Annotated in this window: 1 protein-coding gene; it reads left to right on the top strand. The window is 63.8% G+C overall.

The genetic code is table 11. The features are described from left to right. Positions 1-18: 18 nt before the first annotated feature. On the top strand, positions 19-928 hold a 910-nt coding region (locus AWB67_RS38650), incomplete at its 3' end, for an IS630 family transposase (RefSeq protein WP_374729898.1).

The following is a 928-nucleotide window of genomic DNA, read 5'->3' as shown; positions in this document are numbered from 1 at the left end:
AACAAAGAAAGACAGGAACTGCTAGCGCTGATCGAGCGGAAGACGGCGGCGCAGCGAGATGTGATGCGGGCGCGCATCGCGTTGTGGGCCCACGAGGGCCACTCCAATACGGTGATTGCGCGGGAACTGGGTGTCTCGGTGCAAACGGTCTGCCTGTGGCGCAAGCGCATTGCCCAGCAAGGTGCCCAAGGCATTCGCGAAGGCGAGCGCAGTGGCCGTCCGCCACGCATCACGCATGAAGCGCGGCTGCAGTTGATTGCGCTGGCGTGTGAAACGCAGGAACCTGAGGGACGGGTCACCCCGACGCTCGACGAGATTGCGGCGCGCGCCGTGGAGCGCGGCGTCGTCGAACAGATCAGCCGCAGCCATGTGCAGCGCATTCTGCAGGCCGGCGACGTGCGTCCGCACCGGGTCCGGCAATGGCTACACAGTCCGGACCCGGCCTTTCGCGAGAAGGTCAACGGGATTTGCAAACTGTACCGCAAGGCCCCCAGAAACGCGGTGGTGCTCAGTATCGACGAGAAGACTGGCATTCAGGCCATTGAGCGCAAGCACCCGGGACGCGCGCCCGCGCCCGGACGGCTGCGCCGTCGTGAGTTTGAATATGTTCGTCACGGCACCCAGGCGCTGATTGCCGCGCTCGATGTGCATACCGGACAGGTACGGGCAGAATGCCGCGAGCGGCGTACCCAGGACGATCTGGTCGCCTTCATGGATCGCGTGGCAATCGCGTACCCGGACAAACAGGTGCACGTTGTCTGGGACAATCTGAACACACATCGCGCCCAGGCCGTCTGGCATGCGTTCAACGTGCGGCACGGCAAGCGCTTTCACTTCCACTTCACGCCGTTGCACGCAAGCTGGGTCAATCAGATCGAACTCTGGTTTGCCCGCTACACGCGCCGAGTGTTGCGCCATGCGAGCCACA

Source organism: Caballeronia terrestris, assembly GCF_001544515.1.
Lineage (GTDB): Bacteria > Pseudomonadota > Gammaproteobacteria > Burkholderiales > Burkholderiaceae > Caballeronia > Caballeronia terrestris.
This window is presented reverse-complemented; position numbering and strand designations above follow the sequence as displayed.